Annotated in this window: 15 protein-coding genes; 9 read left to right on the top strand and 6 right to left on the bottom strand. The window is 67.5% G+C overall.

What is annotated here, in order from left to right; all coding sequences use genetic code 11:
* Nucleotides 1-77 precede the first annotated feature (77 nt).
* The 9 genes from mobL (at nt 78) to ACFSL2_RS01435 (ending at nt 20,014) form a co-directional block, all read left to right on the top strand.
* Entirely contained in the window at nt 78-2,369 is a 2,292-nt protein-coding gene (mobL, locus tag ACFSL2_RS01475; RefSeq protein WP_377196128.1) for a relaxase MobL, read from the top strand.
* A gap of 146 nt (nt 2,370-2,515) precedes the next feature.
* Nucleotides 2,516-3,064 (top strand): hypothetical protein, encoded by a 549-nt coding sequence (locus ACFSL2_RS01470; protein WP_377196127.1) that lies wholly within the window; start codon nt 2,516-2,518, stop codon nt 3,062-3,064.
* Nucleotides 3,065-3,481: 417 nt separating this feature from the next.
* On the top strand, nt 3,482-3,832 hold the full coding sequence (locus ACFSL2_RS01465; RefSeq protein ID WP_377196126.1) for a hypothetical protein: 351 nt from the start codon (nt 3,482-3,484) through the stop codon (nt 3,830-3,832).
* A gap of 236 nt (nt 3,833-4,068) precedes the next feature.
* Nucleotides 4,069-5,730, top strand: a complete 1,662-nt coding sequence (locus ACFSL2_RS01460; RefSeq protein ID WP_377196125.1) for an AAA family ATPase — start codon at nt 4,069-4,071, stop codon at nt 5,728-5,730.
* Between the two features lie 192 nt (nt 5,731-5,922).
* On the top strand, nt 5,923-7,938 hold the full coding sequence (locus ACFSL2_RS01455) for a hypothetical protein (protein ID WP_377196124.1): 2,016 nt from the start codon (nt 5,923-5,925) through the stop codon (nt 7,936-7,938).
* 141 nt (nt 7,939-8,079) lie between these two features.
* Nucleotides 8,080-12,114 (top strand): type IV secretory system conjugative DNA transfer family protein, encoded by a 4,035-nt coding sequence (locus ACFSL2_RS01450; RefSeq protein ID WP_377196123.1) that lies wholly within the window; start codon nt 8,080-8,082, stop codon nt 12,112-12,114.
* Between the two features lie 177 nt (nt 12,115-12,291).
* Nucleotides 12,292-17,841, top strand: a complete 5,550-nt coding sequence (locus ACFSL2_RS01445; protein WP_377196122.1) for a hypothetical protein — start codon at nt 12,292-12,294, stop codon at nt 17,839-17,841.
* 1 nt (nt 17,842) lies between these two features.
* On the top strand, nt 17,843-19,609 hold the full coding sequence (locus ACFSL2_RS01440; RefSeq protein ID WP_377196121.1) for a hypothetical protein: 1,767 nt from the start codon (nt 17,843-17,845) through the stop codon (nt 19,607-19,609).
* Between the two features lie 36 nt (nt 19,610-19,645).
* Nucleotides 19,646-20,014 (top strand): hypothetical protein, encoded by a 369-nt coding sequence (locus tag ACFSL2_RS01435; protein ID WP_377183934.1) that lies wholly within the window; start codon nt 19,646-19,648, stop codon nt 20,012-20,014.
* Between the two features lie 188 nt (nt 20,015-20,202).
* Here ACFSL2_RS01435 and ACFSL2_RS01430 read toward each other — a convergent pair whose 3' ends face one another.
* The 6 genes from ACFSL2_RS01430 to ACFSL2_RS01405 all read right to left on the bottom strand — a co-directional run bounded on the left by ACFSL2_RS01430 (nt 20,203) and on the right by ACFSL2_RS01405 (nt 24,629).
* On the bottom strand, nt 20,203-20,646 hold the full coding sequence (locus ACFSL2_RS01430; protein WP_377183932.1) for a DUF6283 family protein: 444 nt from the start codon (nt 20,644-20,646) through the stop codon (nt 20,203-20,205).
* Nucleotides 20,647-20,711: 65 nt separating this feature from the next.
* The gene (locus tag ACFSL2_RS01425) at nt 20,712-20,990 is read right to left on the bottom strand and encodes a hypothetical protein (RefSeq protein WP_377196120.1); all 279 of its coding nucleotides are present in this window, start codon (nt 20,988-20,990) and stop codon (nt 20,712-20,714) included.
* A gap of 2 nt (nt 20,991-20,992) precedes the next feature.
* Nucleotides 20,993-21,751 (bottom strand): N-6 DNA methylase, encoded by a 759-nt coding sequence (locus ACFSL2_RS01420; RefSeq protein WP_377196119.1) that lies wholly within the window; start codon nt 21,749-21,751, stop codon nt 20,993-20,995.
* Between the two features lie 16 nt (nt 21,752-21,767).
* The gene (locus ACFSL2_RS01415) at nt 21,768-22,475 is read right to left on the bottom strand and encodes a hypothetical protein (RefSeq protein WP_377196118.1); all 708 of its coding nucleotides are present in this window, start codon (nt 22,473-22,475) and stop codon (nt 21,768-21,770) included.
* 56 nt (nt 22,476-22,531) lie between these two features.
* Nucleotides 22,532-23,089, bottom strand: a complete 558-nt coding sequence (locus ACFSL2_RS01410; RefSeq protein ID WP_377196117.1) for a hypothetical protein — start codon at nt 23,087-23,089, stop codon at nt 22,532-22,534.
* 487 nt (nt 23,090-23,576) lie between these two features.
* Nucleotides 23,577-24,629, bottom strand: a complete 1,053-nt coding sequence (locus ACFSL2_RS01405; protein ID WP_377196116.1) for a transposase — start codon at nt 24,627-24,629, stop codon at nt 23,577-23,579.
* Nucleotides 24,630-24,665: the final 36 nt, after the last annotated feature.

Below are 24,665 nucleotides of genomic sequence, written 5' to 3'. Positions count from 1 at the left end.
CAGCGAGCGTGCGGCCCCGGTTGCTGGTGGACGGCAGTCGGGGCCGTGTCGTTCCGGGACAGAAGGAGCGCGCCATCATGGGTCTCAAGCAGGACATCGTCATCGTCAACGAGTTCTCGGTACCGCAGCCGGGTGGCACGGGATCTCGTGGCGCGACACCGGGCCGGTACGTCGAGCGGTACATGGCCCGCGCGCAGGCGACGGAGTCGCTCGCACCGATCCAGCGGCTGCGCACCGACGACTTCGTTCTGCGCTACATGGCTCGCGAGTCGGCCGTGGAGCGCGCCGGCCTCTCGCGCAGCACGGTCAAGACCCAGATGCGGCAGGCCCAGGCACACGGCGGCGTCGCCTTCGGCTACGGCTCGGTCTCCCTCTCGGACGAGCAGCTCAGGGCTGCTTCGAAGGATCTCCAGCAGCACTTCGACAGCGGCAAGACCGTGCTCAAGACGGTGCTGAGCTTCGACGAGGCGTACCTGAAGAAGCACGGCATCGTCGACCAGGACTTCCACTGCACCGAGCGCGGCGCCTACCGCGGCCACATCGACCAGATGAAGCTGCGCATGGCGATCATGCACGGCCTGGACCGGATGAGCGCCGGCACGAGCGGCTTCGACGACCTGCGCTACGTCGGAGTCATCCAGGTCGACACCGAGCACGTCCACTGCCACCTGGCCATGGTCGACGGCGGCCGGGGTCAGGTGACGAAGCACGGTACCCAGCGCGGCAAGCTGCTCGATCGCCACAAGTCGCGCCTGCGTCGCGGCGTCGACGCCTGGCTCGACCAGAAGCAAACTGTCGCCCACCTGTCGAGTGCCGTCGGCTACGAGCGGCGCAACGTCACGACGTTCATCAAGCGCTGGGCCCACGAGCAGATCCGAGCCGAGTCCCTGCCACAGTTCCTGCTCGCGTGCCTGCCGGCGGACCGCCGGCTGTGGCGCGCCGGCAGCAACGACCACCGCATGCGCAAGGCCAACCATCTGGTCACCGAGCTGGTGGTCGAGCAGCTGGAACGCCCAGGCTCCCCCCTGCCCGAGGCGATGGAGCGGATCATCGACTACGCCAACGGCCGGCGCGAGAGCGAGGACCTGTCCACCGACCAGTGGCAGATGCTCGTCGACCGTGGCCGAGCCCAGATCATGGAGCGTGCCGTCAACGGCATCTACCAGCTGCTGCAGGCGATGCCCGAGTCCGAGCTGCGGGTGCGCACGCCGATGCTCGAGCTCATGGGGATGGACTACGAACAGATAGCGGTGCTCGCCGCCGACCGGCAGAACACGGACGAGAGCGCCAAGGACGACCTGGTCTCCTTCGGCTTCCGGCTGCGCAGCTACGCCACACGCCTGCAGCACCACCGGGACAAGGCCGGGGTCTATCGCGACCTCGCGCGCCAGTGGGAACATGCCGAACGGGTGGGTGTCGCCGCCGAGGACTCCCGCCCCCTCTACGACTTCTATCGGTTCGAGGAGGACTATCACCGGCGGGTGATGAGCAAGTACCAGCACTTCCTGCCTTTCGTCGGGGACTCCGGGCAGTGGCACGAGCAACAGCAGCACGTCGCCGCCTACGGCCGGCGGCTGCTCTCGCTCATGGCGCTGCGCGCGGACGCCTCGCTGCGGCGGATGAAGGACCCCGAACAGGCCGAACGCCTGGGACGGACGATCTACGACCAGCCCGGCGGCAGGCACCTCACCGCCGGCAAGCACGGTCGTGCGGTGCTCGACCAGCGCATCCGGACGATGAAGCAGGTCTATGACGAGCGTCTCGAGCATCTGCGTGCCGATCTGGCGTCCTCCGGCCTCGTGCTGCGCGTGGGCCGTGCCACGGAAGACGACGGCAGGCCGCCGAACACGGGTGGGACCGAGAAGGTGAGCACCGACCTGGGGGTCGTCGTCGGCGCTGCGCACGACTTCGACGAGGTCAAGGCTCTGGATCTGCACCACCTGGGCTACGACTTCACCGGTGACGTCGAGGTCGGGCCGAAGGCCTGCCGGGACTTCGTGGCGGCCACCCGTGAGCGCCGCCGGTTGCTGCTGGCGGCGGCGACCTACCTCGACGAGTCCGGCCAGTCCGAGGCGATCTCCGACCTACCGGTGGACGACGTGGCGGTGATGACGCGCGTCTCCCGCGAACTGGCGACCCAGGCGGACGACGCCGGGACCGGAACCACCGTGCTCCGCTCACGGATCGCCGAGCTCCGCGCCGGGCGCGAGCAGGCCCGGCACGGGCGCCGGTCGAAGGCTTCTTCCCTGGACGCGGGGCTGGTCGTGCGCGTCCGCGCCGAGGTCGATGGCGCCGCGACCAGGCCGAACGCCACGAACACCACAGGATCCAAGCCGATTGATCTATCAACCGATGCACAACACGAGTGATAGATGATCGCTACGCCTTGTCGAATGATCTATCGCGCATTAGTCTGAATAGTGTTCGGCAGGCATTCGGAGACTTGTCCGGACGATGTGACTGATCATGGCCGACCTGTCGAGAGGGCAGGCGGATCGACGAAAGGCGAGAGATCATGGCACTTCTCAAGGGCAAGGGCGCGATGACCGGGGTCAACCTCATCGCGAAGGTGTACAAGAACGGCCGCACCCACGACGGCAAGACGCAGTACGCCGACGTCCAGGTCGACGCGCGCGACAGCCGCGGTCCGGAGCAGACGAACCTCCACCTCAAGTCCGAGCGGTACAAGACCGACGACGGCAAGACCGGCTTCAACAACGGCGCGCCGTACTCCATCGGGCAGCTGGAGGAGATCGTCAAGGCTGCGGGTCCGAACACCGAGCCGATCCTCGACAAGGACGGCAACGAGATCGGCACCCTCTACGGCCTCAAGGGCAACGTGATGCCGGCCTCGCGTGGCACCGGCCTGGTGGTCAACACCAAGTCGGTCCAGGCGAGCGAGTTCAAGATCGACAGCACCACGCTGGACAACCAGTTCGCGTCGATGCGCGCGGCGCGGGAGGCGCAGGAGGCAGCCAGGGAGACCCAGGTCGACGCTCCGGCCCAGGAGTCCGAGCAGGTGGTGGAGCAGGTGGTCGCGGTCGAAGAGCCCGCTGTCGGTTGAATCGACTCCCCTTCGAAAGGCCCCTGGAGTGCCATCCAGGGGCCTTTCCGTTCAGGACGGAGGATGATCGTGGTAGATCTCAGCAAGGGCCGTAGCCGGCCGATCGGGCTGGCGAGACAGGAAGGGCTCTCCCGGCAGCGCACAGTCGGGCGGCGTGGCGACCAGGATCCTTCGGCGCTTCGCCAGCAGGCCGCTCCGGAGGCAGCTCCGGAGGCCGTGCGGACTCCGGCAGTTCCACCAGCCGACCCGGTCGAGCCTGGTTCCCGTCCAGGAGTCAGCTCCCAGGCAGGCATGTCGGCGGTTGGACGCCCGGCACGGTCGGTGCCCTCGTCCCCGGCTCCTGGCGAGCAGGGCTCACCGTTCAACCCTGTCGTGCGTGAGCGCCGTACGTCGGCCCCTGAGAGCGCGGACCCGAAGATGATCACCTCCCGGGACGTGCCGACGACTCAGCCGGAGCAGCCGGATGCCACACCCAGGGGGCAGGAGAGTCGGACAGCGCAGCGCCGCGACACGGCGCAGGGCCAGTCGACGAATGAGGTGCCCGACCGCCCTTCGAACGCGATCGCCCATGAGGCCGAGAAGCGTCTTCCGCGCAGCGCGTACAGTGCGGCGCTCCTCGGACGCGTCAACGCGGTGGTACATCCGGATGGTGCCGGTGGCCCGAAGCGCCGGGTGCCGTCGCACAAGGCCCCAGTGAGCGAGCGGGTCAAGGACCAGTTCGAGCAGCCGACGACGCCGGCGGCAGTCGGGTCCGAGTACGAAGGATGAGCGCCCTCACTCGTCTTGGCGAGCAAACCGGCCAGACCCCGGAATCGCACCGAGAAGCGCCGCGGACCTTGTTGCCTCCTCATGAGCAGCGACCCGTCGAGCTCGCGCCTCGTCGACAAGCCCTGTCCGGCGCATCCCACGATGCACACCTCGGCGAGAGCTATGGGCTCCTGTCCAGTCTGGCGGACCCGCTCAAGCCGCCCGAGCGGCCGATCGTCGGTCGCGAGCAGGAGAAGATGCAGCTTCTGGCCTCGATGAACCGGCCCGAACTGTGCAACGCCCTTCTGCTGGCGGAAGCCGGAACGGGAAAGACGGCACTCGTCCAGGCGACGATGCTCGCCGATCCGGAGCGGCTCTACCTCGAGGTGGACCCGGCGCGGATGATCACGCACGCGGGCAACGCCGCGAACATGGCCTCGACACTCAAAGGTCTCTTCGACGAGGCCGAACGGTTCGTCGAGGACGAAGAGCGCGAGCTGGTGCTCTTCATCGACGAGTTCCACCAGATCGTCCAGCTCTCCGACGCCGCGGTCGAGGCGATCAAACCGGTCCTGGCAGCCTCGGGCACCCGTGGCATCAGGATCATCGCGGCGACGACCTACGACGAGTTCCACAAGCACATCTCACCGAACCAGGCACTGGTCGAGCGCCTACAGCGCATCAACGTCAACCCTCCGGACCAGCACACGACGGTGACCATCCTGCAGGCGATGGCCAAGCGCTACGACGTGTCCGACCAGTTCTACGACGACCACATCTTCCGGCAGATCTACGAGTACACCCAGCGCTACATGCCGGCCAGCGCCCAGCCGCGCAAGTCGATCCTCGTGCTCGACAGCATGGTCGGCTGGCATCGCCTCACGAAACGGCCGATGGACCGGGAGCTCCTCTCGGACGTGCTCCAGGAGTCCCTCGGCGTCAATATCGCCTTCCAGGTCGACGGGACGAAGATCAAGCAGCAGCTGGACGCCGAGGTGTTCAGCCAGGACCTCGCGACGAGTGTCGTCGCCAGGCGCCTGCAGCTGTCGGTGGCGGACCTGAACGACAAGGCGCGCCCCGAGGCGAGCTTCCTGTTCACCGGGTCGACCGGCGTCGGCAAGACAGAGCTGACCAAGCAGCTCGCACGGCTGCTCTTCGGCGACGACCAGCGCCACCTCATCCGCTTCGACATGACCGAATACGCCGAGGACTCATCATTCACGAGCTTCCGCTCCGAGCTCACCAAACGCGTATGGGACCTCTCGCACGCCGTGCTGCTCTTCGACGAGGTCGAGAAGGCCTCGCAGATGGTCACGCGCGTGCTGCTGCAAGTGCTCGACGACGGCCGGCTCACCGACGACAACAACCGCAAGGTGAGCTTCCTCAACACCTACATCGTGCTCACCACGAACGCGGGCTCCGAGATCTACAAGACGATCGCGCAGTACGCCGCCGACGACACCGGCTCCGGCAGGCAGCTGCTCGAGTACGAGAAGCTCATCCACCGCTCGATCTCCACGACGACCGGTGACAACAGGTTCCCGCCGGAGCTGCTGGGCCGCATCGACGCGATCGTGCCCTTCCAGCCGCTGTCGCTGGAGACGCAGACGAAGATCGTCCGCAACAAGCTGCGCCGGATGACGCAAGAGGTGCTCGTCAAGCACGACGTGCAGGTCCACACCGACAAGCGAGTCCTGCAGTACCTCATCGAGGACAAGGGCGACAGCGACTCAGACGCCGGCGGCGCCCGCACGGCCGTAGCGAAGATGACCGACGAGGTCACCACCGCGGTGGCGACGTTCATCAACGAGCATCCCTCGCAGCGGCAGATCCGCATCGACGTCGTCGGCGACCTGGTCAGCGACGACAAGAACCGGCTGAGCTCGGACGCCCACATCAGGGTCGGTGCGATGCGATGAGCGAATCAGCGACACCACCATAGATGCCCCCACTCATTCGATAAGCATGTCGATAGAGCAGCTAAGAGAAATGTAGATCATACGATCTGTGGCTAGTCATCGAAGGGATCGGTACCGATGGGCATTCTGAGAACGAGGACAGGACGCCGGAAAGTGGAGCGGAGGAAGAAGCACGACGAGCTTCTGTCCTCCGTGGTGAGGGAGACGGCGATCCCCGCAGCCGTAGAGCTGCTGCGGTCGAACTCGCGGTTCGTCTTCCCCAGCGGCACGGCATGGGTCATCCTCGTGCTCACCGCGGACGCGATCGGGGGGCTGAGCAGGCGGCACAGCCGGGACGAGGCGAAGGGCTCGATCATCGAGCTCATCGGCTCCGACCAGATCCACACCGTGGCGACCGCGGAGATGCTCGAGGAAGAAGTCTTCGGCATCATCCCCACCGACGAGACGCTGGCGCGCATGGAGGAGTACTCGCTGCTCACCGGTGCGCAGTACGCCTGGGCGGTCGTGTGGCAGAAGTCCAGCGGCGAGCTGCTCGTCGACGTGGTCAACGAGGCGACCTTCCTGCAGGCCCGCACGGTCGCCGCGGGCACCACCACGCTCGAGGACGCGGTCGGCATGCAGGCCTGGGCGGAACACAGCGGTCTGGTCGTCGAGGACGCCGCCGGCCCCGAGCTCGCGGCCGCTCCCGGCGCGGACTTCGAGCCCGTGAGGACGGCCGAGGACGAGGACGACGGGATCTTCGGTTCGGGGTCCGGTGACGACGTCGCCGACCCCGACGACGAGCCGGTCTTCGGCGACGTCGTCGACGCTGAAGCGGCCGAGTACGAGGGAGCAGACGCACCCGTGTTCGACGAGGACGCGGGTATCGACGATGACGGTGGGGCTCCGGTCGAGCCGGAGGCTACTGGCGCAGCACTCGAGGAGGTCGATGACGGCCAGGGCGTCGAGGGTGGCTATCGGGAGGACGACAACGTCAGTGGCACCGAGGACGTCGTGTCGTTGGCCGACCAGGACCAGGTGCGCGAGGTGATCGCCCGCCGTTTCCTGTCCGAGGATCTCGACCTCGCGATCCGCCTGGACGAGTTTCATGCCACCTTCGCGATCGGCGCTCCGGTCGTGCAGATCGACGTGCCCGAGGGGGCCACCGAGTGGCTGGGTGACCAGATCGCTCAGCTGGGCCGGCAGGCGAACGCGGAACTCGCCCAGCTCCGCTTCGCGCACGAGGACGAGCTGCGTGCGCTCTACGTCAACCTCATGTCGGCGCACGCCGAGCAGGTCATCCGGGAGGTGGCCACCGACCGCGACGGCGCGCTGTACAAGCTGCTGAAGGAGGCCGCGGAGTCTGAGCACCAGGAGCGGCTCGCCGAGAAGGAGCAGCGGATCCGGACCCGCAGGGCCGGGATCGTCAGGGAGTACGAGGAGCAGGCAGCCAGGCTCGCGCAGCAGGCGGCGATGCAGGCCGAGATCCAGTACAAGGAGCGCAACCGGCCGAGGATGGAGCGGGAGCAGGTCGACGCGGTCGCCGAGATCGAGCGGATCATCGACAACGACCGCACGCGCGACCAGCAGGAGATCCTGCGGGTCCGCCGGCAGCACGCGGCGCTGAAGATGCAGACCGGGCAGACGCGGATCTTCGAGCTGCTGCAGGAACGCCATTCGCAGTACCTGGCGGCCGAGGAGGAGCGTCTGGGCCGGTGGAAGATCGAGATCCAGACGGTTGTCGACGACAACCGCAAGGCCGACATCGCGCAGGCCGAGACCCTGGCCGAGCACCTGCGGACCGTGGACGAGATCGGCACCATGCGCCGTGAGCAGGAGGCTCTCGTCGAGTCGATGCGCACCGAGCACACCCACCGGATCGGCCGGATGGAGGACGAGCTCGAGCGCCTCCGCACGGACACCATCACCCGGATGAAGGCGCGCGACGAGGAGTGGCAGCACAGCCTCAACCTCGAGCGGGAGAAGACCAGCTCCCAGACGTCACGGGTCGCCGACCTGCTCAGGCAGGTCGAGATGGTCGAGGACACGACGGCTCGGCAGTACGAGGCACGCCTGTCCGAGCTGACGACCGACAAGGAGTCCTACGCCAACGCGCTGGCACGGGCCTCGGAGGTGCAGGGACGCTCGAGCAAGCTCTTCACGATCCTGGTCGTCGCGAGCTCGCTGCTGACGGGCGTGGCCGGCTTCATCATCGGCGCCGTCCTGTGACGCACGCAGAAGTCGGGGCGCGCACGAGGAATTGACGAGACGGCGCGTGGGGCCGCACCCCCACACGCGGTCGTCGACCGGGGAGGGCCTGCGGCGCACGCAGGACGACCGACGGACCAGGTTCGAGCGAAAGGAACCCCAATGGCTCTGCACAGGTGGAAGGCGACGCGGCCGAACGCGAAGAGCTGGGACAAGATCTCGGCCCGGGAGCCTGGCGAGACGCTGGCGAACCGGGACGTCTACGACGAACAGCAGCTGGACCGCGGAAGGTTCCGGACCCGGCGGTCGAGGGCGCCGGGCCTCGTCGCCGCCGTGGTCGCCGGAACGCTCGTCGCAGGCGTCACCTGGGTGCTCTACTCGCTTATCGCCACGGCAGTGATCTCGGTGAGCGCGTCCATCGGGGCGGGGCCGCCCGTCTCGAGCGGCGAGGCGGCCGGATACTACGTCGAGGACACGACGACGGGTGCGGGCGGGTCGGTCGTGACCTGCTACCGGCCTCTGGCCGAGACCGGCACCCCGGACCCCCACGCGGGCTGCTACCCCAACGCTGAGGAAGTACCCGTCCCCCACTGGTACACCGGCACACAGGACGGCACCCCGAGCACCGAGAACGGCGCGACGAACGAGGGTGCGACGCCGACGACGTTCCGTGAGCAGCTGATCTCCGTCTCACCGTTCAAGCACGTCGTCACGCTCGGCTCGGGCCTTCTTCTCACGCTCGTCGTCGGTACATGGTTCGCGCGCCGGGTCGGCGCGGCGAACCTCATGAACACCACGAGCGACATCAACCAGTACCAGAACGATCAGCACATTGCCCTGCCGGAGGAGATCCAGCGGAAGTTCGACTGGTTTCCCGACGCCGGTGCGCACTCGGACGTGCAGGTGAGCTCCGTGATCAGCCACATGATGCTCAAGCAGAAGGGTCTGGGGACCGTCGAAGTCTCCCAGCGCGCCGAGCAGGACATCTTCGACGAGGACGGCCACCTAGTCTACTACGCCGGCGAGGTCCTGGACGACGACGAGGGCAACCCGATCACCAGGACGCTGCCGATCATCGACGAGGCCTTCGGGAACGATCTGTTCGAGACCTCTGGCCTGCCGCAGGACAAGACGATGCGCAAGAAGTACGACACCACGGCCATCCCCTACAACCCGGACGGCAAGGACCGCGACAAGCTCGGGAAGTACAAGACGGTCGCCGACCTCATCAAGAACGACTGGACCTTCCCGGACTACGAGGTGCAACGCCCGGCTGGCGGCTACATCGTCGACACCACACCGGTGAACACGATGGTGCTGGCCATGACCCGCGCCGGCAAGGGTCAGGGCTATATCGAGCCGCAGATCGACATGTGGTCGCGCGAGAAGCGCCCGTCGAACATGGTCATCAACGACCCCAAGGGCGAGCTGCTGGTCAAGTTCTACGTCCCGCTGGTCACGCGTGGCTTCGAGCCGGTGCAGTTCAACCTCATCAACCCGCTGGCCACCGACATCTACAACCTGCTGGGCCTGGCAGCGGAGGCCGCTCGCGAGGGCGATGCGACCAAGTGCGCGCAGTACGTGGAGAACATCGCCGATGTGTTCTTCCCGCTCGACGGTGGCGAGGACCCGGTGTGGCCGCACGCGGCGAACAACGCCTTCAAACGCGCCGCCTATGGCCTGATCGACTTCTACCTGGAGGAGGAACGCGAGCTGCGCGGGGTCGCGGCGAGCACCGGCATGGACCCGGAGACGCTGGAGCGGCGCCTGGACGACATGTGGGGGGTGTCCACTCTCTACAACTGCTACCAGCTGTTCGTCCAGCTGACCTCGAAGAAGATCAAGAACCCCGAGGTCGAGCTGGAGAAGAAGGTCAAGGCCGGGCAGTTCGACCAGGACGAGGCGGCGCTGGCCGAGGAGCAGGAGAAGGCCGCGGCGCAGGCGTTCCTGTGGGAGGGCAAGGCGGAGCAGGACATGCTCACGCTCTACTTCAATGCGACCGAGGCGCTACCACGCAACACGATGCGCACGCTCATCGGCAACGCGAACAACGCACTGCGTGCGATGGCCGGCGCGGAGAAGATGCTCGCCTCGGTGTACGGCATCGCGATCACGGCCATGTCGTTCTTCACCGACCCGACGATCTCGACGCTGACCTCCGGCAAGCCCTCGCAGAACACCGACCTGGGCGGCTTGAGCTTCCCCCGCCGGTTCGGCGTGCGCTTCGCGCCCAACTACCTCAAGCGCGACCACCTCGTCGGCCAGCAGGCCGTGTGGTCGGCGTACGCGGACGCGATGTTCACCCAGGACCTGGGCACGGACTTCGAGCACTCCGACATCGTCAGCAGAGAGGGCTGGGCGCGGTACTACTTCAAGGGGAAGTTCCCCACCGACGAGGCGTGGATCAAGCTCGAGCTGGTCAACCCGCAGAGCAAGATGCTGGTGCGCACCTTCTATCTCCACTTCAGGAAGAACTACCAGGTCTCCCTCAACGGCCGGCACTACGTGACCGAGCCGGTCACCGGCAGGAAGATCATCAAGAACGGCGTGCTGCGCGAGCTCAGACCGGTGCGCGCGGGCGGGACGCGGGACGGAGAGATCCTCTCCTTCGAGCCCTCGGACACGATGTACCCGCACACCCGGTTGGACTTCTCCGGTGGCGGCAACCCCGAGATCGTCCAGGGCGAGACACGGGCGATCACGCAGACGATGGTGCGCTACTCGGAGTCACCCAAGGCAGTGTTCCTGGTGACCCCGCCGCACCTGATGAAGTACGCCAAGCTCATCCTGATCCTGGTCAAGCAGCTGGTCGACCTGAACTTCGACAAGTCGTACATGACCAAGTCGGACCAGAAACCGCTGTACAAGACCCGGTTCATGCTCGACGAGCTGGGCAACCTGCAGTCCGAGGGTCACGGCATCGCCGGCTTCGAGACGATGCTCTCGATCGGCCTGGGACAGGAGCAGCAATTCACGCTCATCCTGCAGACGCTCCAGCAGCTGCGCGACGTCTACGGCGAGAGCGTGGACAAGATCGTGCAGGGCAACACCTCGAACATCGTGTTCCTCAAGTCGACCGACGACTCGATGATCGAGACCCTCGAAAAGATGTCGGGCAAGACACACAGGTCCTATATCGACTCCAAGCAGATCAGCCAGGACCTGGACCGGATCGTCGGCGGCAAGACCGAAGGTCGTGTCACGTACACGATGAACACCAAGGAAGAACCGTTGATCTCCTACAACGACATGGAGTTCATCCCCCCGCGGAACTCGATCGTCTTCCGGGCCGGCGACCCACCCGTCTGGAACAGGAACGAGACGATCCTGCCCATGTCGTGGCGCCTGCTCAAGGACACGATCGCCCATCCGGGGCACGCATACACGCTGCAGGACATCCCGACACTGTCCTCGGCCATCGACTTCGACGTCCGCAACAACCAGCCAGACTTCGTCCGGATGCTCGACAAGCGCATGCGCCAGGCCGTGCGCGCCACGGACGCCAAGACGCTCTACAAGGAGACGTACCGATACCGGGACGTCGACATCGAACGCCTCGATCCCGACGTCTACTCCGACGAGGTCATGGAGATCATCACCATGATGACCGCGGCCGACGAGGGCCATGACCCAGGCGCCCCGACCGTCGTGGACCCCGAGGCCTACGCAGCCACGATGATGCTGGACGAGGACCAGTTCATCGACAACGTCGAGCTGGCCACGGAGGTCGCCGCACGCGAGGCAGCCCGTGCCGAACGGCAGCGCCTGGTCTACGCCGAGGAGACGATCAGCAAGGAGATGCTGATCAACCCCGACGGATCGGCGAAGGTCAAGAGCCTGGACACCGAGATCAGCGAGGCATACAAGTCCGCGCAGACCGACCTCGAACAAGATCACGAGCACTTCTCGGTCGGCGGTCACGGCGAGCTGCGCAGCGCCGACGGGTCCAAGACCTACATCAGCCAGGTCCGCTCGGACGCGTACACCGAGGCGGCCCGCCGGATCAACGGCCAGGTCAGGGACCAGGACACCCGAGTCTTCGCCGAGGACGACCTCACCGAGGAGGACCTGAAGTCCCTGTCGACAGTGAAGGTCCACGCGGCCTTCTACCAGTATCTCGCCGCGCTACCGAGCTGGGAGGTCCTCGCCGACGGCCGGTTCGACCGGGCAATGGCCATCGAGATGAAATCGAAGTAGGACGCGCCCTGCCTCCGTCGACCAGACCCTGAACCAGTGCCGAGGTGGCCGCCTCTCCCCAGAGGCGCAACCACCTCGGCATTGATCTTGTCGAATGCCTATCATCCTCCTTTCGATAGGTGGCGTATGATCTATGCATAGATCCAAGCGCCGAGCGTCCACAGGGGGCTGAGAAGCATGAAGAAGGCACATGGTCTGCGCAGGTACTTCTACGAGTACATCTATTACAAGGCAGTCGAACAGGCGAGGGCTCAGACCGGACAGGTCATTCCCATCTCTCAGGGCAAGGCGATCCGGGGCCGGGTCGACGAGATGCTCGGCGAACAGGGCACGGCGGTCGCCGACCCCCGGCTGGGTGTCTCCGACTGCCTCACCGCCATCGACCAGGCCTTCGGCGAGCGGGTACCGGGCTACGAGCCGCAGTTCGGAGACCACTCCACACGCGGCGAGCGGTACCTGGAGCTGCAGCGGGAGTTCACCGCGCAGACCGGTGTCGGTGCTCCTGTCGCCTCGAAGTCGGCCCGGCTGCCTATCAGTCCTTACGACCCGCACTGGTCGGAGCGTGCGAGCGTGAAGCGGGCGGGGACCGACCTGGTCTACCTCCCCGACGAGACGATCAACCGTGTCGCCGGCGGCGAGGTGGAGACCCTGGCCGAGCCGCGACGCGGAAACATGGTTCTCTGGCGTATCGACGACGAGGGTCAGTTCTACGAGGCCGGTCGGGCGATGACGAGCGACGACGCGGCCGGTCTCACGGCGCTCATGGACAAGATGAGCCAGCAGGAGTACGAGCAGGTCCGTGACTGGGTCATCGACGGCGGACGCGACCCGCGAACAGGACGGGTCGACCACAACCGCTTCATGTCATCGCAGGCCGTCGCGCGCTCGGCAGCGCTGCTCGAGGAGCTCAAGTCCCAGGGTGTGTCCTACGAGGTGCTGCGCGACCGCGAGCCCGGTCAGATCAAGGCGAAGGTCGCCGGGACCGGTATGGAGATCCGGCTGACCGACACACGCCAGGAGGAGTACGCCGGGGCCCGGATCTACGACAACGGCACCGTCCTGCGCTACTCGACGAACTATCGGGTCCCCGGCGGCATGGCGGTCCACTCCCCCACGCCCGCAGAGGCCGTGCAGCTGCTGCGCTTCGCCCAGGGCCAGCGCATCGAGCGCACCGACGTGCCGGGCCGGGCCGTCGGCGAGATCGGCACGACGCACCCGGAGCGCGGCCGCGGCGGCATCGCCGTGGACGTTCCCGACGCCTACCACGTCGACCGCGAGTCGATGTTCGTGGTGAGCGACTATGTCGTCCCCGGTCAGGCGAGTCCAGGTCCCGGCTCGAAGGTCATGGTGCGCAGGGACGCGAAGAACCGGTCGCTGCCGACCTTCTTCGTCGACGCCGAGCCCGCGGTGGTCTATGCGAGTACCGCCGTCCAGAGCGCTCGGGAGAACCTGCGCACGGCTCTGGGCGTCGAGAGCCTGATCGCGCACGCTGAGGCAGAGCGCGAGCGCACGGGTGGCCGGATCGATGAGATGGAGCTTCCGGAGTACTCATCCGACCCCGAGATCGCCGCGATCCAGCGCTCGTACTGGGATGTGCTCACCGGTGCCCGCGGCGATCTGCTGCGCCCGGGCGCGACACAGGAGATGTACCAGGAGCGCCTGGACGCGATCGGTGAGCTGCAGGCGGGTGATGTTCCCGACCTGGGCAACATCGTCTATGGCGGCACAGGCGCCGAGAAGGTCCGTGCGCATGCCGAGGACGTGCCCTTCGAGCTCGTCGGGACGTGGGAGGCGCAGCCGCACGACGTCGACGGCGAGTGGGTCGACCAGCGCTTCGACCCTGCCCGGGTGGCGAAGTACATGACCAGCGCGACAGGGCAGTGGTCGAACCTCGACAGCCTGGCCTCCGCTCTTCGGCGCTGCGGTGTCCCTCCCGAGGAGATGATGGGCTCGAGCTTCCAGACGACGCGGTTCAAGGACCGCCTGGTCAGGTTCGACGCCAGCCGCGCCGTGCCGATCGCCGAGCATGAGTCACCGTTCATCCGGCGTATCGGGACCACCGTGCGCGAGAGCCTCGAGCGCAACGCGGCGCTTGCGGCCGAGATTCTGATCGACGACAAAGGGGTGATCCGCTGGAGCGGCAGCAAGCTGCGCCGGAACGGGAAGGCCACCCCGTTCTCCGGCGAGATCGGTCAGGTCTTCGACGTCGGCCGGCACGGCGAGATCACCACCGTCTTCGCCAGCGGTGAGAACGCACTGGTCGTACCCGGCTACGAGGCCCGGATCACGGCGCAACCACCAGGTGCGGCGCCGACCTCGGTGGAGGAGCGCACCCGGCTGCGCGGCTACGAGCAGCTCATGCACGAGCGCATCCAGTACCAGATCGCCGGTGACGTCGTCTCCGGGCGCAGCGAGACCGGGGAGCCATCCTCGCTCAACACGGTGTACTCGCAGCTGTACGGCACGAGGCACCCGGTCGACTTCATCCAGCGCGCCACGACGTACGAGATCGACCAGTCCACCGGCGAGGTCAGTACGCACCTGGACGAGTGGACGGCGTCGATCCTGGCGACCGAGGCGCGCCGGGTGCGCTACTCGGGCGAGATCAAGCAGGGCTCGACGATCTACGCGGAGTACCGGGCTGATCGCGACCGCACGGATCCGGCCGACGACAACCGCTTCGACGCCTGGCGACTGACCGGCGGGAGGAACATGACGGTGCTCACCGGAAAGAACCGGAACAATGTCGCGGCCCCGGGCGGGTACTTCGACCCGGTCATGACCGGCGGCGCGACCAACCAGGGCATCGTGCGGTACCTGACACAGGACGCGACGGTCGCTCCCGACGGCTCCATCCGCCCGGGCGACCCGCAGACCGTGACAGGTTCGCGAGCACCGCTGATGAGCCGTCCCGAGCTCGAGACCCTGCGGTACGACCCGTTCGACCGCCAGCAGATGACTGCCTCGACCATCATGCAGTCCTCGCAGGTCACCCGCCCCACTGGTACGGCGCTGATGACGTTCGGCGGATGGACCGCTGATGACCCGATCGTGGTCAGCTCGCACTTCGCCCAGGACCATCAGATCCGCGGGGCCGGTGGCCAGCTGCGTGACCTCGTCGTCGGCGACAAGATCAGCGACCTGCACGGGAACAAGGGTGTCGTCTCCCTGGTCGTCGACCGGGAGATGCTGCCTCACGAGGCGCGTGAGCAGGGCATCGAGCAGGAAGTGGCCTGGTTCCGCGCCAACGCGGATCTCGATGTCGTCATGAGTCCGTTCAGTCTCATCTCCCGGCGCAATGCCGGCTCGGCGCGCGAGCTGATGAACGGACGGGTCGCGGGCTTGTTCACCCCCGACGGCGACTACAAGCGCGGCGCGCTCGGCGAGATGCGGTTCGTGGTGACCCACATGGCGGTCGACGAGAAGACGAAGATCTACGACGAAGCGCAGCTGCGTGCCGGCAGGGGTCGCAAGGCCTCCTCGCAGCTGGCCTGGGCGCTGCAGGCGCAGGGCTGCTCGGCGATCATGCGCGAGTTCTACGAGCACAACTCCGGCGCGGAGGCGAACCTGCGCGAGTACCTGCTCGTGGTGGGCATGGACATGGAGGCCGACGGCACGCTGCGGGTCATCGGGCAGGCCGAGAGCATCGACGAGCGCCCCGAGCGCCACCTCATCGCGATGCCCGAGCTGCAGCGCACCCAGCCACGCGCTCAGGGCCAGCGCCCAGGTCTGAACACCACGGCGATGCGCAAGTCCTTCGGCGAGCTGATCGGTGACCGGGGCGGGGACATGGAGATCCCGTTCCCGCTGAAGTACCCGACCGGTGAGGAGACCGAGACGGTCAGCGCGACCTCGTGGAGGCTGCCGGTGATGTCCTCGCACCTGCGCAGCGCCCAGGAGTTCGACGACGGCGCCTCGGTCACGCACGACTACACCCGCAGCTACCAGGACGTGTTCGTCGAGGCCTGCCGGTACCGGTACATGGCCGAGCAGCTCGAGGGTCAGGACCTGCCCCCGCAGAAGCGCGCCGAGGTGCGCCGCGCCATGGGCGAGTCTGTCTCACGGGCTCAACGCGCCTTCGAGGCGATCACGACCGACGTGCGCAGCCGGGTGCTCACGGGCAAGCACAACGTGTTCAAGACCGGTCTGATGTCCTCACAGTTGTCCGACTCGGCGACGATGGTCTGGACCGCGGACCCGCGGCTCGACGTCGACCAGGTCGCGCTGAGCTCGGTCAAGGCCGCACAGCTCGGCCTGGCCGAGGGCGACCACGCTCTCGTGTGGCGCGATCCGGTGCTCCGTGACGCCGGCGTGCGTTACATGCGGGTCGCGATCGACGACCGGCTCACCGGCGCCGCGATCAACCCGGTGATGGACCAGTGCTTCGACGGCGACTTCGACGGCGACGCGGTCGCCGTGGTGAGGCTGCACAGCGAAGCGGCCAAGGCCGAGGCGATGGATCGGCTCTCGGTGCCCGCGAACCTGCTCGAGACCGGAGTCGTCAGCCCGGACGGGACGCACCCGCTGGCCATGCAAGTCTCGCTGGACACCCAGGTCGCCATCTCCAAGCGCCCGGACCTGGCCGAGGACATGGACAGTGCTCGCAAGGAGGCGAACCGCCTGCGGTTCGTCGACTACGAGCCCGCGGAGCTGCGCGCCTGCAAGGAGATCGTCACCGAGGAGCTGAGCGGCTTCTACCGGGAGGCTCAGCGCTCGGAGTTCGGCTCCGCGCTCGTGTTCGGCGACCGCGAGATGCACCTGCGCAGCGTGCGGGAGGTCTGCGTCGAGACCCGTGCCAAGGGCAGCGAGCGGAAACTGGCCGACTATGCCCGGAACCTCGGTGACGAGCAGGGCGTGCCCGGTATCACGCAGGCCGACCAGGAGGCCTCGATGTTCGCCACGGCGATCAAGGCCCACGGCACGGGGCTGGGAGGCTCGTTCAGCCAACGCGCGGTGCGGGCCCTGCGCGGCGCGGACCTGAAGGCGGTCCTGGAAGTCACCTACCCGGTGACGCAGTCGATCCTCCAGGCCAAGCACGACGCTGCCGAGGCACGCCACAAGTACGAGATGCTCCAGGGTCCCGGCCGTGACCTGTGGCGAGGTCGCAAGCTCGAGCACGTCGGGCCGGGTCAGTGGCGCACCCAGGTCGCCGACGGCGCGCCGGTCCAGGCCACGGCCACGGAGTGGGAGGCCCAGTTCGCCGAGTTCTACGCCTCCAAGGAGGGCTTCGGCGTCGAGGTGAACCCGGACTACGTCGCCCGCGTCGCCCGCGCGCTGGAGGACCCCAGGACAGGGCTGATCCGCAACCTCGAGGAGGACCCGTCGCTGCGTGGCACCGTGATGGACCGGATGGCCTACGGCGGCACGTTCGCCGACCTGGTCGAGGCGGCAAAGAACCGCGAGAGCGTCTACGACGGCGAGAAGAACGAGCAGTTCGCGGCCACGCCGGCCCGCAAGGCCCGGGCGGAGACGGCCCGGCAGCTCGACACGCTCGAGACGCTCGAGACGCACGACCTGGACGAGGTAGGCAGTGCCGTGATCACCGTCGACGGCTCGGTGATCAAGCGCGATGTCGTCGCCCAGGAGGGGCGCACTCACCGCGCGCGGGGCGCCGATCGGCGTTCGGTGCACGCGGTCGGCGTCGGGGTCTCGCACCCGGTGTACACGCCGAGCATCGAGCTCGAGCAACAGCGCACCGGCGGGGACGACTACGGAATGGGGTACTGAGATGGCGCAGCGCAAGGACCTGGGGGCGGGCCCGACGAGCCGGCCGCAACCGACGAGGGTGCTGCCGGTCAGCACGGACGGCACGGTCCACCTGGACGGTAACGGTACGGCCGACGACGGCGAGCCGGTCGAGCCCGAGGTGATCGACGAGACGGGACCCGGTGATCCGCTCGGCGGGCATACCTGGCACGACAGGCTCCGGGACCGCGCCCGCGCGTTCTTCGGCGAGAGGACCCGTGAGCGGATGGCTGACCATGATCGCGTCCACCGCATCGACATCGAACGAGCGCAGGACGAGGACGACGGCAAGGACCAGCGCGAGCAGCTGCTGAAGCTGCGGGCCGAGACGAGGCTCGCGGGCGAGAAGTACATGGACTCGCTGCGGGACTCGAACCTGCTGGTCCCCGGGTTCAACGACGAGGAGCGCGACAAGCAGCTCGACGTCATGCACCAGGTCTACATGCAGATGATGATGCAGTCCTGCCTCAAGCCGCTCGCCCGCGGGGTGAGCACCACCTCGGTCGTCCAGGCCGCAAGCATGATGATGGCGATGCGGATGCTCTCGCCCGACTTCAGGAGGGAGATGGGCGTCTACCTCCAGCCGCTCAAGGACAAGATCCAGGAGCGCATCGACCTGCGGACGAATTTCGTGGGCTCCTGGGCCGAGGGCCTGTCCGAGTCGCACAACCGGCGCACGGACCAGCGCACGCGCGCACTCCTGCAGGAGACGCCGTCCCTGGCCGAGAGCGAGACGTTCCTCAGGCGGCGGGAGAGCAAGAAGACCGACCGTGGTTCCTACCTGGCGACGAGGTGGCAGCGCCGGGTGGACGATCTTGAGCGTCGTGAGCGCGGCAACCGGGAGATGTTCACCCCGGACTCGGCGGCGATGACCGAGGTCGCGCTCATGGAGAGCGCCTTCTGGAAGATGCGTGAACCGGATGCTGACACCGGCCAGATCTTCGAGAGCTACCGGGCGATGCGCAAGCGGCTGCGCGATCAGATGGGCGAGGACGGCCTGGAGCGTCAGGAGGTCGTCGCGCGGGCGCGGATGATCATCGGCCAGCGGATGGACTACGAGCCCGAGCTGCGCACCATGTTCAACGGCGTAGCCCACGGCCGGATCGTCAAGGCGATCCCGCACGAGGAACGGATCGGTGGCACCGACCACGTGCGCGAGGTCTGGAGCGGTCAGTTCGACGACCAGCTGGGCCAGCACGTCCCCGAGGACGGAATGTTCACGCTCCGCCGCCCCATGGGCGCGGACGCGCACCAGGTCCAGCTCGCCGAGACGATGACGACCTCCCTGCTCCACGCGCTCGACCGCGAGGACCGAGACGCCTTCGCTGCCAACGTGCAGGGCTACATGGTCGGCTTCGCGGCGAGGAGACAAGGGCTGGACACCCGGGGCCTTCCGCGCACGCTCGGGCACCGCCTGGACCAGTGCGAGGTGATGATCGCGAGCATGGACATCGACGGCCTGTCGGCCGAGGAGCAGCAGCGGGTCTACTCCAACGCCTACGTCGACGCGATGGAGGCCGCGGGTCAGAAGTACCCGGACCTGGCGCACGAGCTTCGGCTCGCCCTCGGTGACGACTGGCAGCAGACCCTGCAGATGGCAGTCGACGACCCACAGGGCTTCTACGAGGAGCGGCGGCTCAGGCCGCGGCCATACCGGGCGGGTCCGGCGCCCTCGACCGGCCACGAGGACGGCTTCGATCGCGACGCACCGGGGCAGACGTCCGCCACCGGCGGCTACCAGCCCGCGTGACAGACCAGGGACGAACAACCCAGGAAGAAGAGAGCCATGAGCGATGACCAGCGGGCCGAAGGGCAGCAGAGCCGGTACGGATCGCGCCTGGCGCGGATGTTCGGCTACGTCACGGCCAAGGACCGCGGCGAGTGGGAGCAGGAAAGGATGCAGAACAGGAGAAACGTCAATGCCGTGAAGAAGGGCGCGAAGTCGTCGCTGAGCTCGATGATGGAGTTCGGGGAGCGCAACATCGGCTCAAGGCTCGACGCGGCCCATCGCGTGGCGGCGCAGACGCGGTTCGAGGAGTCGCACGACAAGGTCGTGAGCAGGCACCGGGACCCGCGGACCCGGTCGATCGTCGAGACGGTCGACTACGAGCCCAAGGACGAGCGCCAGGAGATCGAGCCGGACATCGAGATCTAGGCGGACAGGCGGACGAGCGCCTGGTCGGTGCAACCTTGCCGGTGGCCTCGCGTCGTACCGGACGACGGCGAGGAACGGCCTGAAAAAGAAGAGCCCCGGTGATGCACGGGGTATCACCGGGGCTCTTGCGTCGCAGGTGGATCAGTGGTCGACACGCGCCGTGCGGGCAGCGTCCACGACGGACGGGTTCAATACCGGGCGCTGTCAGTCCCGGCCTGCGTGAGTTTCTCCCGCAGCTTCGCGTCGAGCGTGCGGCGCAGCTCTACGGTCTCGCGGGACGGGTCGGCCGCGAGCCCGTGCTCGGCGGCCTGACGGCCGGAGTCGAAGAGATCGACGCCGGTGCGGTAGCTGAGCAGCTGGTCGTGCTGTTCTCCGGTCAGGTGCCCGGTCAGCAGAGCCAGGCGAGCGCCGAGGTTGTGGTCCATCGGATGGCAGCTCGCCCATCCGGAGCAGATCCGATCGTTCTCGTGGTGGCACAGGAACAGGGAGCGCGGCTGTTCCCACGTCTCGGCGTCATAGCCGGTCAACAGGCTCAGCTCTTCGCGGTGCCACAGGCCGACCGGCGCATCGCGCCGGTACGGGCATGACCCACAGGGATACCTCGCCGGCAAGGGTGCGGGGAGGTTGCTCATGCAGGCTCCTGAGGATCGACGGCACAGTGGCCACGGCACCACGACTGGACAGACCACCAGGGATCTTACGGAGTGTCTGGGACCTCGGTCCGCGGATCGTCCGGTGCGCTCAGGACCTCGGCGACCCAGTACGTCTGGTCGCTCTGGACGACGCCGCCTTCGTGACCGTGGCAGGCCAGGTCGTGGCTGCCGTCCCAGGTGTGCGGTCCCTGCGCGATGACCGTTTCCGTGGGCACGTCGAGACCTGAGTGGGTGTGGTGGTGGAAGTCGCGGCAGCCCGACTCGTCGTCGTTCGCCAGCTTGAGCGCGCAGCACTCGCACAGGACGAGGGTCCGGCGTGGCATCGTCAGTCCTCCCTTTCGTCGTCGAGGCCGTCGGCCCCGGCGGTGACACGGTCGACGGGATGGTCGGCGGTGGGTGGGTCGCAGGGGGTGCCATCAGGAGCGCCGGCCCTTCGGAGTCTCGAGTCCCATCCGCCGATCACATGTGCTGGCGTGGGCCAGACGTCGCGCTGCTCGAGGGCGAGGGTGTTGCCGTGCACGACCAGTGCCGGGATGTGCAGCAGCGCCAGCTGGACGTACGTCATGTGCACGGCCGTGATGTCGATGTCCTGCGCGGTCACGTGCATGGATCTCTGATAGTTGATGCCGGCGTCGCTGAGAGCCTCGGCGGTGGCGACCACCATTCCGCCCGAACCGCAGGTGGGTTCGCTGACCGTCACGAACGCCTGCTCCTGCAGGCGCTCGACCAGGTCACCTGCGGTCATCCTGGCGGCGAGCACGCTGACCTCGTACGGCGTGAAGAATTGGCCGAGGCGCTCATTGCCGAGGTCGAGGCTCATGTACAGGGTCCCCAGGACGTCCGAGAGCCCGGACTGCAGCTCCTGCGCGAGAAGCGCCAGCGCCGTGGCGAACCGGTCCATCTCCTCGGGTGTGTAGGTCGCGGCGACGGAAAGATACCGGTCTTCCCGCTCATCGAATCCTCGTCGGTCGATGGCGTTCCGGATCGCGAGGGCGCAGAGCTCGCAGAAGTCCGTGAAGACCTGCGTGACCCGGCGCCGGCCCGAACCGGTGTTGGCTTCGAGGAGCTTCTTCAGGTTCGTCATGGCGCGGGCGCTCTTCCTACTCTTGGTCGTCGTCCGCGTCCGCCTCCTTACCGACGTACTGCGTCAGGAAGTTGCTGTTCGTCGGGTCGAACTCGTGAGCCTCGGTGAAATCGCGCAGGTACTCGGCCGGTGTGGGGCTGCCGGGCTCGGCCCGGACGGCACCTACGACCTCGGCGATCCACGTGAGTTCGTCAGCACCGGACCACTCCGACTTTGTGCCGAGGCCGAGCGCGATGGCGTCGACGACGTCGGTGTCGGTGACGTGGCCGGAGCTGCCGTTCTTCCGGGCGAGCGGCTTGCTGTAGTCGGGGATGAACCCCATGGCCAGCAGCACGGGCTCGGGCAGCTTGTCGGCGTTCCACATCGCGTCGGCGGCGTCCGTGGGCGCGCCGCCCCAGGATCGGCCGGCGGAGAAGTAGATCTCGTAGCCGGCCACGACGAGGAAGCTGGTCTGGCTGGAGGCGAGGGCTTCCTCGAGGCGGTCGATGATGGCGGCCCCAGCCTGTTTCGCGTATCGGAGGATCGGCTGGCCGTGCTCGTCGACGACCTCGACGGCGGGATCGAGGTCTGGCATCAGGTCGTGGATCTCGTCCATAGGCTCGTCGAAGCTGAACTGGGAGACGTCGTCGGTCTGCTCGAGCAGCTGGCGACCGCGGTCGAAGTCCGGAGGTTCGGTGCGGTCGGCCGGGACGGCGAGGGTCCCGATGAGCATGGCTGAGCTCATGGTGGTGGCTCCTTCTGAGGTATCGGTCCGGGGCGAGGTCGTGTGCGCCCCAGGGGTCATTGGCCGTCGCGGACCCATCCCAGGACGGTGTCGACGTCCTCGCTGTAGTTGGCCTCCACGACGGCTTCGAGGTCGGCGTCGGGGAACTTGAGGAGGTGCAGGCCTGCGTTGACGACGAGGTTGATGGCGTCGCCCAGGCGTTCGTCCTGCGGGGCAAGTGCGCAGACCTTGTCCGCGGCGCGGTTCAGCGCGGCACTGATGCGGTCGCGGGTGTGCTTCTCGGTGACCGGGGAGGCGTTGGCAACAGCGACCAGTTCGATCAGCTGCTCCCACTCCCCCAGCGTCATGTGGACACGGCCGTCGTGAAACGACGTCAAACCGGGCGAGCCGGCGGCGGCTATCAGCCGGTCCTTGAGCGCGTTGAAGCGCTGCTCAGGCGTCGATGTTGCGTTCTCGTTCTCCCTGGCCGCGCTGGCGGAGACGCATCTGCCGGACAGGTGCTCCTCGGCCCACAGGCGCCGGTCGAGTTCGCGGTTGGCGGGCGATGTGTATTGTCCGGAGGTGTCGTGCTTCTCGCCACAGTTCGGGCAGTCGACGTAGTGGGGTGCGGTCATCTGCGTCCTCCTGGCTGGTGGTGGCAGTTCAGTGGTCCTTGCATCGCCTTTCGAGCAGCCATCGGTGGAGCGCGCCGGGTACCGCGTCGGACTTACGGGCGTTCTGGCGGTGGCACAGGAGCTTGCCTGTTCCCCAGCTCGGTCGGCCCGCCGCGGCTCAAGGGGACAATGTGGTCGGGCTCGGTGCCCTGCTTAGGGCACCTGCCCAGAGCAGCGAGTGGCTGCTTGTCCGGCCAGCTGAAGAAGCGGGATGGGTCGTGCCTGCGGCGATTCAGGCCAAATATGACCGGGAGCAGGGTGCTCGGTATGAGCAACGCCTAGCCTCGATCATTCACTTGGTGGGTAGCCCGGCCTGAGCGGTTCGTCCGATTTGGTGGTTGGCGCGTCTTGGGCATGGTTGCCGTGCGCGTGTCGCTGCGTGCGCCGGTTCCGGCCGGGGGTTGTGCGGTCGCTCCGTTCCGGTTCGTGGGAACAGTCGTCGGGCTGGTCAGGTCACGGCGGGTAGAGCCGCGAGGCGGTGCCAGGCGGTGGTGATCGCGTCGGTGTGCGGGTGGTCGCGGTCGAAGCGCAGCCACCTTTTGCGGGCGTGGTGGGCCAGGCGGGCGGGCAGCCAGTAGACGAGCTTGCGCATCGTGGCTGGCTCGGCCTTCGCCAGGAGCTCGTGGTCGTGGAAGGCGAGCAGCCGGGTCCAGACGTCGAGGTCACGGGCGATGCCGGTCAGCAGGACCCAGGCGGTGTTGATCCGCCAGGACGCCGAGGGCAGCAGGCCAAGGCCCGTGGTCTTCGCGGCCCGGACGTGGTCCTCGACGACGGCGTGGTGACGGTGCAGGACATCGAGCCACTGCGGCTGGTTCGTCCCGGGGATGCCGCGCATCCGGCCGATGTTCGTCGCGGTGATCGCGTATTTCCACCCGGTGGCCTTCTCCAGGGCGGTGACCTTCCCCGCAGCCTGGTCGCGTGGCGCGATCGGGACCCGGCGCACGATCAGCCGCATGCTGGTCGGCCAGCCGGGCCGCTTCGCCAGCCCGGTCAGCTCGGCGACATGCCCGTACTCAGACCCGGGCCCGCCGCAGCCGTGGGTCTCGTCGCTGGTCGCGTCGTCGTAGTCGACGGGCGGGGCGATCGTGCCGTCCTGGTCGAGGTAGGGCACCCATACCCGCTCGGGCAGAGCCTTGATCGCTGCCTCCTCAACGCTGGTGATGGTCCAGCCGATCGTCCAGGCCACCCGGCGCCGGGTGGTGCCCAGCCGTTCCAGGTGGCTGACCGTGTCGTGGGACGCGCCGGCGCCGTCGATCCGCACCAGCAGCTTGGAGTGCCGGCCCTCGTCAGGGATCTGCGCGAGGACCTCGTCCAGCACGGTGACGTGGTCGGTCGCGGTATTGCTGCCCGCGTTCCCCGGTCGGGGCAGGATCGACAGGGACTCGCCGGTGTTCGCGATCCACCCGCCGAGGTGGTGGTGCCCGAACCCGCCCTTGTAGGTCCCCGTCGCGTTCTGCTTACGGGAGTGGCAGCCCACGATCGTGGCGTCCAGGTCCACCACGACCCACCCCTCCAACCGAGCCTGTCAACTTCTCTG

Source organism: Promicromonospora aerolata, from assembly GCF_042682255.1.
Taxonomy (GTDB): Bacteria; Actinomycetota; Actinomycetes; order Actinomycetales; family Cellulomonadaceae; genus Promicromonospora; species Promicromonospora aerolata.
The sequence above is the reverse complement of the archived record's forward strand: the minus strand, read 5'-3'. Positions and strand labels throughout refer to the sequence as shown.